Below are 6,657 nucleotides of genomic sequence, written 5' to 3'. Positions count from 1 at the left end.
GTATTTGGCCTGCCTTACGCCCGGGTACCGCATCCGCGTTACGGCAAAGCAAAAATTCCGGCCTACGATATGATCAAAACATCAGTCAATATTATGCGCGGATGCTTCGGGGGCTGCTCTTTCTGCTCCATCACCGAACACGAAGGCCGGATTATCCAGAATCGTTCCAAAGAGTCGATTTTGGAAGAGTTACAAGAGATTCGCGATAAAGTCCCCGGTTTTACCGGCACTATCTCTGATCTCGGAGGCCCGACGGCCAACATGTATCGTTTAGGTTGCTCAGACCCGAAAGCGGAAGCCAATTGTCGGCGACCTTCCTGTGTATTCCCGGGAATCTGTCACAAACTCAATACTGATCATAAACATACTATCGATCTGTACCGTTCAGCCCGTGAAGTGGAAGGGATTAAAAAAGTATTGATTGCGTCTGGTGTGCGCTACGATTTAGCCATTGAGTCCCCTGAGTATGTCAAAGAGCTGGTGACGCATCACGTCGGCGGCTACCTGAAAATTGCTCCGGAACATACCGAAAAAGGGCCATTAGATCTGATGATGAAACCCGGTATGGGCGCTTACGAGCAATTCAAAGCGATGTTCGAACAATACAGTGCTGAAGCCGGAAAAAAACAGTATTTGATCCCCTACTTCATCTCCGCGCACCCCGGCACCGAAGATGAGGATATGTTGAATCTGGCACTATGGCTGAAGAAAAATAATTTCGAATGCGATCAGGTGCAAAATTTTTACCCGTCCCCGATGTGTAATGCGACCGCTATGTATCACGCCGAAACGAACCCGCTCAAACGCGTTAAATATAAAAAGCGCGATGTTGTGCCGGTAGCGAAAGGAGAACGTCAGCGCCGCCTGCATAAAGCGTTGCTGCGCTATCATGATCCGAATAACTGGCCGTTAATCCGTCAGGCTCTGGTTGATATGGGCAAAAAGCATCTGATTGGTGACGGGCCACACTGCCTGATCCCGGCAGACGATCAACAAAAACAAACACCGGCCCAACGTCGAAAATCCGGCAGACATGGGGCAAACCGTTTTGCGACCAAACATACCAAATCTCAGCCGGGGTTTACGCCGTTGCGCAAAGGCCGCAATCAACCTCAGGCAACGGCCGCTCAGCCAACGAAGTCACAGCAACGTGGTAAAAACGCTGCCAAATCGAAACAGGTAAGCTAACAACTCTTCCATCACTCATAAAAAAACGCAGCATTTGCTGCGTTTTTCAATCAATAGGATATGAATTGGGATTATGCGTTTTCTGTTTCAAACTCTTCTGTTTCAAACTCTTGCATAAATGCAACCAATGCCTGAACACCTTCCAATGTCATTGCATTATAAATTGACGCCCGCATCCCCCCGACGACACGATGACCTTTTAACGCAACTAAACCTCTCTCTTTTGCCTGTTCAAGAAACTTGCCGTCGAGTTCAGGTTTGGCCAACTGAAACGGAACATTCATTCGTGAACGGTTATTCGGATGAATCGTGTTACGATAGAATGGCGATTGATCAATGTAGTCATAAAGCACGTCGGCCTTCTCGCGATTAACCTGCTCGATTGCTTTAACCCCACCCTGATTTTTCAGCCATTTAAAGACCAGACCGGACAAGTACCAAGCATACGTTGGTGGCGTATTGAACATGGAATCTTTTTCCGCCAGTTCTTTATAGTTGAGAACCGTCGGTAACACCTTATGAGCCAGTTCCAGCAGATCATCCCGAACAATGACAATCGTAATCCCGGCCGGTCCGATATTTTTCTGCGCACCGGCATAAATCACACCGTACTGACTGACATCAATCTCCCGTGACAGAATATTAGAAGACATATCTGCCACAATCGGTTTATCCGTAACCGGCAAATCATTAATCTCAATCCCATCAATGGTTTCATTCGGACAGAAGTGAACATACGCTGAGTCTGGTGCAATCTGCCATTCACTGGCTGGTTTTACGGCCATTTTCCCGTCAATTTCGGTTTTGGCATCAAACAAATCGATATCACAGTATTTACTTGCTTCATCAACTGCACTCTCTGCCCAATATCCGGCATCAATATAAGTTGCTTTGGTTGACTGACCCAACAAGTTCAGCGGCACAGCAGCAAATTGTGCTCTGGCACCTCCCTGACAAAACAGAACTTTATAGTTGTCAGGAATATTCAACAGCTCCCGAAGATCCTGCTCCGCCTCTTGGGCGATCTGAATAAACTCTTTACTGCGATGGCTGATTTCCATCACCGATGTGCCCAGTTGATTCCAGTTGATAAACTCGGCTTGCGCCTGTTCCATCACGGCTTTTGGTAAAGCTGCAGGGCCTGCACTGAAGTTATACACGGTGTCAGACTTTAACTTCATGGGTTTGTTGCTCCTACGGTCAATCATGCATTTATAATAGAGGCTTTGATTAATATCACTTTTTCTGTGACAAAAAAAGCAGAAAAGAGGCGAATTGCCTCTTTTCGGATTGCGAGCCTGAAATAACCCGCCATAAATCAATTCAATGCTAAAAAGTGGTTACATTTGCATCATTGCTGACATCAGGAGCACCATCAGCGGCACTTTCTTCCCACTGGCAAAAACAAGCTCACCGTCTTGCACGGTTGCATCCATCCGATAAGCATCTCCCTGTTCCTGCATCATCTGCATGGTGACGAGCTCATCAACACTTTGGCGCAATACCGGGAAAGCATCAGCAACCGCTTTCGGCACTTGGCTTTCCACATGTCCTGTCAGTTTTTTGACAACCTCCAGTGGGTCTTGCACTGTCTCTTGTGTATCTTGCGGCAACTTCAGATCAACTTTAGACTCGATTTGTCCTTGGGCTAAACCGATATCCAGCTGTTCTAATGCCACTGAAAATCCTTTGGCAACCAACCGATCAAATGCTTGTTGTAAATTTTGTGCATCCGCCGGGGTGATATCGGCATAATGCTCTAGTATTTCAGCAATCTGCGCCAGACTATCGACATCAAGCTGCCCCATCGAGAAAATCACATTCAAGTGTTCGACCACACCATCCTGAGCCGCGATTTTAGCAATGTTAAACTGCTGACGTGTATCGTACCGGATCCGATCCGCATCCATAGAAGATGTGTTCTGATACCCGACATTCTCTAAAGTGAAATCACCCAGCCCGGAATCATCAGACATAACCATTTTATCCACTTGGAGTGTCTGAGAGCCAATCCAGAACCCCTTCTCTTTTTTACCCTGACCGTTGCCATAGAGATTATTCAACTGGATCTGAAGCTCGTTATTGCTAAACTGCATCGACGGAATATCCAACCGATAATCAATTTCCCCCAATGTGGTGACATCACCGGACAATGATATCGGTGTGAATGTCATTGACCATGTATTCCCCTGATAATGGGTTACTTGGCTATCCACTTCAAAATGGGTATTGCCGTTGAGCTGGGTTTGAGTGACGATTTTGATCGACTTCTCCGGCTGATTGTCTAACTGAGTGATGGCATCAATGGAAAAAAGCCCGTGTTTCACGTCACTGTTCAATACCCATGACGTGGGTAAATCATCATTTTGCATCTGTGCTTTTAAGCCCGGATCAGTCACCTGAATCTCGGTTTGAACATGTGACGAAAGATAGCCACGGTCATAAGTCAGAACCTTTGCGCTCACCAACTGATTATCAATATTGGCAATATTGTCTTTAAATACTCTCTCGGCTATCTGTCCGACGACTAATGGCCAAGAAGCCATCAAGCAGACCGCACCGCCAACCGCTGCTACTTTTTTAAGTTGATTCATAACACAGGATCTCTTTGGTTTATTGTCTATCATAGATACTCAAATAACCTTCAAACTAATACACATCGATTCAAAGCGGAAGCGCGTTGAAACAGAGAAAAAGCAAAGTTATTTGAATATTTATCCTTATATTTTTAATGCTATTCATCGATGATATTTTAAATCAGTCCATTCAATTCAGACCGTTTCACGTCTTTCCACCGACAAACAACTCATTATAGAACTTAGCTCTCATCCCTATCAGTAAAACCTTGGTAAAGTTTCAGAAAAGCATTCTTATCCGTGAGAGCATTGTGAACAACTACGCGATTATCTGCTTAGATAACAATCCGATTAGTGTGGAACAGTATCAGCATGAACTGACCCCGTTTACCGGCCTGTTTGATCTCTACTGTGTAGATTCTATCAGCGACGCGCAGTATACACTGGATTTTATTCATGAACGTTCACAAATTGTTGCTTTAGTGATCGCCTGCCACCATGATGCGCTCGATGGTGCCGATTTCTTAATTCAGCTTGACAAGCAACCCCACACCCAAAACGCCAGAAAAGTGCTGATTAGCGCAGGAAAAGATATTCAGGTTATTTTATCTGCCGTCAACGAAGGACGGCTGGATTACGCACTCACCAAACCACTACCTGACCAAATCTTGTACCAGACGGCCTACAAAGAGCTGACTCATTTTATTCTCGATGCCGAATCTGACAATTTATTAGACTACAGTCAAGTGCTCGACCAAAAACGACTCTTACGGGCTCATGTCGATAACTCGATGCGACATTTTCGACAGGGGTTTATTGATGACTATCATCAGATGAGTGATACCGAACTGGCCGAAAAGGTGATCATTCTCTTGTATGCTTTCTTTAAGCAAAAAGATGAAACCCACGCCTGCCGAACATACTCCCCCAATCACCTGCTCACCCGGGAAGGCGAAGAAAATCAGTTTCTCTGGTTTATCACTCAAGGAGAAGTGGCGCTGTTTAAGCAAGATGAACTCGGCCATAAACGTGAAGTTGTCCGGCATCAAAAAGGGAATCTGGTCGGTGGAATGTCGTTTGTGACGGGCGAGCCTTCCTTTTCAACCGCAGTGACACTCACTAAAACCCATGTGATTAAACTGGATCGGGAAGTTTTTACCCAAGTAATGCATTCAGACAGTCAACTGCTGCCGCTGTTCACCAACTTGCTTTTACGTCATTTTAACCGACGCTTACAACGTAGTATTACCACCAAACTGGAATTACAGAAGACGCTCGAATCACTGGAGGCCACTCAACAACAGTTAGTGGAACGGGAAAGACTTGCCGTGCTCGGTCAACTCGTGGCAGGCGTCGCTCACGAATTGAATAATCCTGTCGCAGCGATTCTGCGCGGGGCCGAAACACTGACGGAGCAAATTGAGTGGGTATTCAAGGCACACACCCCGGCATTGAGCGAGCAGGCAACCACATTACTGCACCGCGCCATGACCGTCTCTCCCCTTTCAACATCAGAAGAACGGCAACGGGTAAAAATGCTGGAACATCAGCTGCCGGATCGCAGCCTCACCAAAAAACTGGTCAAATTACAACTCGATCATGACCATGATTTGATCGAACAACTCAAACTAGAAAAAACAGCGGCTAGAACCTACGTTGATCAACTCGAGCACTATATGAAAACCGGGAATGCGCTGCGCTCAGTACTGGTCTGCGCCAACCGGATTACCGACATGGTCAAAGGTCTGAAAAGTTATGCGCGTGCAGACGATGAACACTACCTTCCGGTCAATATTCATGAGGGACTGGAAGATACACTGGTTATTTTTGAAAACCGGCTCAAAAGACACCAAGTGATTAAAGAATATGCTGCAACCGCAATGGTTGACGGCCAACCGACTGCATTACAGCAAGTCTGGGTCAACCTACTGTCCAATGCGCTCGATGCCCTGCCCGAGCAAAATGGCAAAATTGAAATCCACACCCGTCAGGTCGAATATCAGCAGCGCGCTTACCTGTGTGTCACTGTGAGCGATAACGGAACAGGGATTCCGGCAGAACTTCAAGACAGAATTTTTGAACTAAACTTTACGACCAAAAAAGAAGGAAACTTCGGTCTCGGAATTGGCCTGTCCGTCTGTCAGCAAATTATTCAACAGCACCAAGGCTGGATTCAACTCAACTCACAAGTCGGCGAAGGAACAACGATTGATGTCTATCTGCCCCTCGCCCAGTCAGGCATTGATAAACACATGCAATCATGAACAATGATGAAGGAGCACACGATGAAGCAACGTTATTTGATTCTCTGTGTTGATGACGAACGGGAAATTTTAGACAGCGTGGTACAAGATCTGGACTGCTTTGAGGAGGATTTCGTCGTTGAAGCCGCCCAATCGGTAGCCGAGGCAAAAGAAGTGCTGTCTGACTGTCAACAACAAGACATTCCTCTGGCACTGATTCTATGTGATCACATCATGCCTGAACAGACGGGTATTCAATTCCTGATAGAACTCAATGACGATCCGCAAACAGCAACGGCACGCAAAGTTCTCCTGACCGGTCAGGCTGGTCTTGATGATACGGTCAAAGCAATTAATCATGCCGGTTTGGATTTTTATATCAGTAAGCCTTGGCAGGGAGATGAGCTGCGTCAGACGATTAAACACCAACTGACTCAGTACATGATTCAGAATGAAGCAGATCTGTCACCTTGGATGAAAATACTGGACACAGCGGAAATACTTGCGGCACTATCACAGCGCCGTCGTGAGTTTGGCGAGTAATTCGAGCCACGGATAAAACGGGTTGTGCACTTACGACCGTCATTCGCCACCAAAAAACTATCCCAGCCAGCCCGTGATACATGTGTTTTGGCTCGCATTTATGGCAT

5 protein-coding genes are annotated in these 6,657 nt (G+C 46.3%); 3 read left to right on the top strand and 2 right to left on the bottom strand.

Annotated elements, in window-relative coordinates; translation table 11 throughout:
- Positions 1 to 1,188: DUF3362 domain-containing protein (locus tag VR7878_RS19605; protein ID WP_139344168.1), on the top strand; the 1,188-nt coding region annotated here is incomplete at its 5' end.
- 71 nt (positions 1,189 to 1,259) lie between these two features.
- Here the strand turns inward: VR7878_RS19605 and serC are convergent.
- Positions 1,260 to 2,396 (bottom strand): 3-phosphoserine/phosphohydroxythreonine transaminase, encoded by a 1,137-nt coding sequence (gene serC, locus VR7878_RS19600; RefSeq protein ID WP_139344167.1) that lies wholly within the window; start codon positions 2,394 to 2,396, stop codon positions 1,260 to 1,262.
- A 132-nt stretch (positions 2,397 to 2,528) separates the two neighbouring features.
- Positions 2,529 to 3,782 (bottom strand): DUF945 family protein, encoded by a 1,254-nt coding sequence (locus VR7878_RS19595; protein WP_159440510.1) that lies wholly within the window; start codon positions 3,780 to 3,782, stop codon positions 2,529 to 2,531.
- A gap of 293 nt (positions 3,783 to 4,075) precedes the next feature.
- Between VR7878_RS19595 and VR7878_RS20970 the strand changes: the two genes are divergently transcribed.
- Together VR7878_RS20970 and VR7878_RS20965 are read left to right on the top strand one after the other, a co-directional pair.
- On the top strand, positions 4,076 to 6,028 hold the full coding sequence (locus tag VR7878_RS20970; RefSeq protein ID WP_139344166.1) for an ATP-binding protein: 1,953 nt from the start codon (positions 4,076 to 4,078) through the stop codon (positions 6,026 to 6,028).
- Between the two features lie 21 nt (positions 6,029 to 6,049).
- Positions 6,050 to 6,550, top strand: coding sequence for a response regulator (locus VR7878_RS20965; protein ID WP_139344165.1), 501 nt, complete (start codon positions 6,050 to 6,052; stop codon positions 6,548 to 6,550).
- Positions 6,551 to 6,657 lie beyond the last annotated feature (107 nt).

Origin of the sequence: Vibrio ruber DSM 16370 (assembly GCF_900163965.1) — a bacterium.
GTDB classification, from domain to species: domain Bacteria; phylum Pseudomonadota; class Gammaproteobacteria; order Enterobacterales; family Vibrionaceae; genus Vibrio; species Vibrio ruber.
The sequence above is the reverse complement of the archived record's forward strand: the minus strand, read 5'-3'. Positions and strand labels throughout refer to the sequence as shown.

What these genes read in the sequence shown, in the direction of transcription:
- serC (WP_139344167.1), bottom strand. Translation starts at nt 2,396, where the DNA reads ATGATTGACCGTAGGAGCAACAAACCCATGAAGTTAAAGTCTGACACC.
- VR7878_RS19595 (WP_159440510.1), bottom strand. Translation starts at nt 3,782, where the DNA reads ATGAATCAACTTAAAAAAGTAGCAGCGGTTGGCGGTGCGGTCTGCTTG.
- VR7878_RS20965 (WP_139344165.1), top strand. Translation starts at nt 6,050, where the DNA reads ATGAAGCAACGTTATTTGATTCTCTGTGTTGATGACGAACGGGAAATT.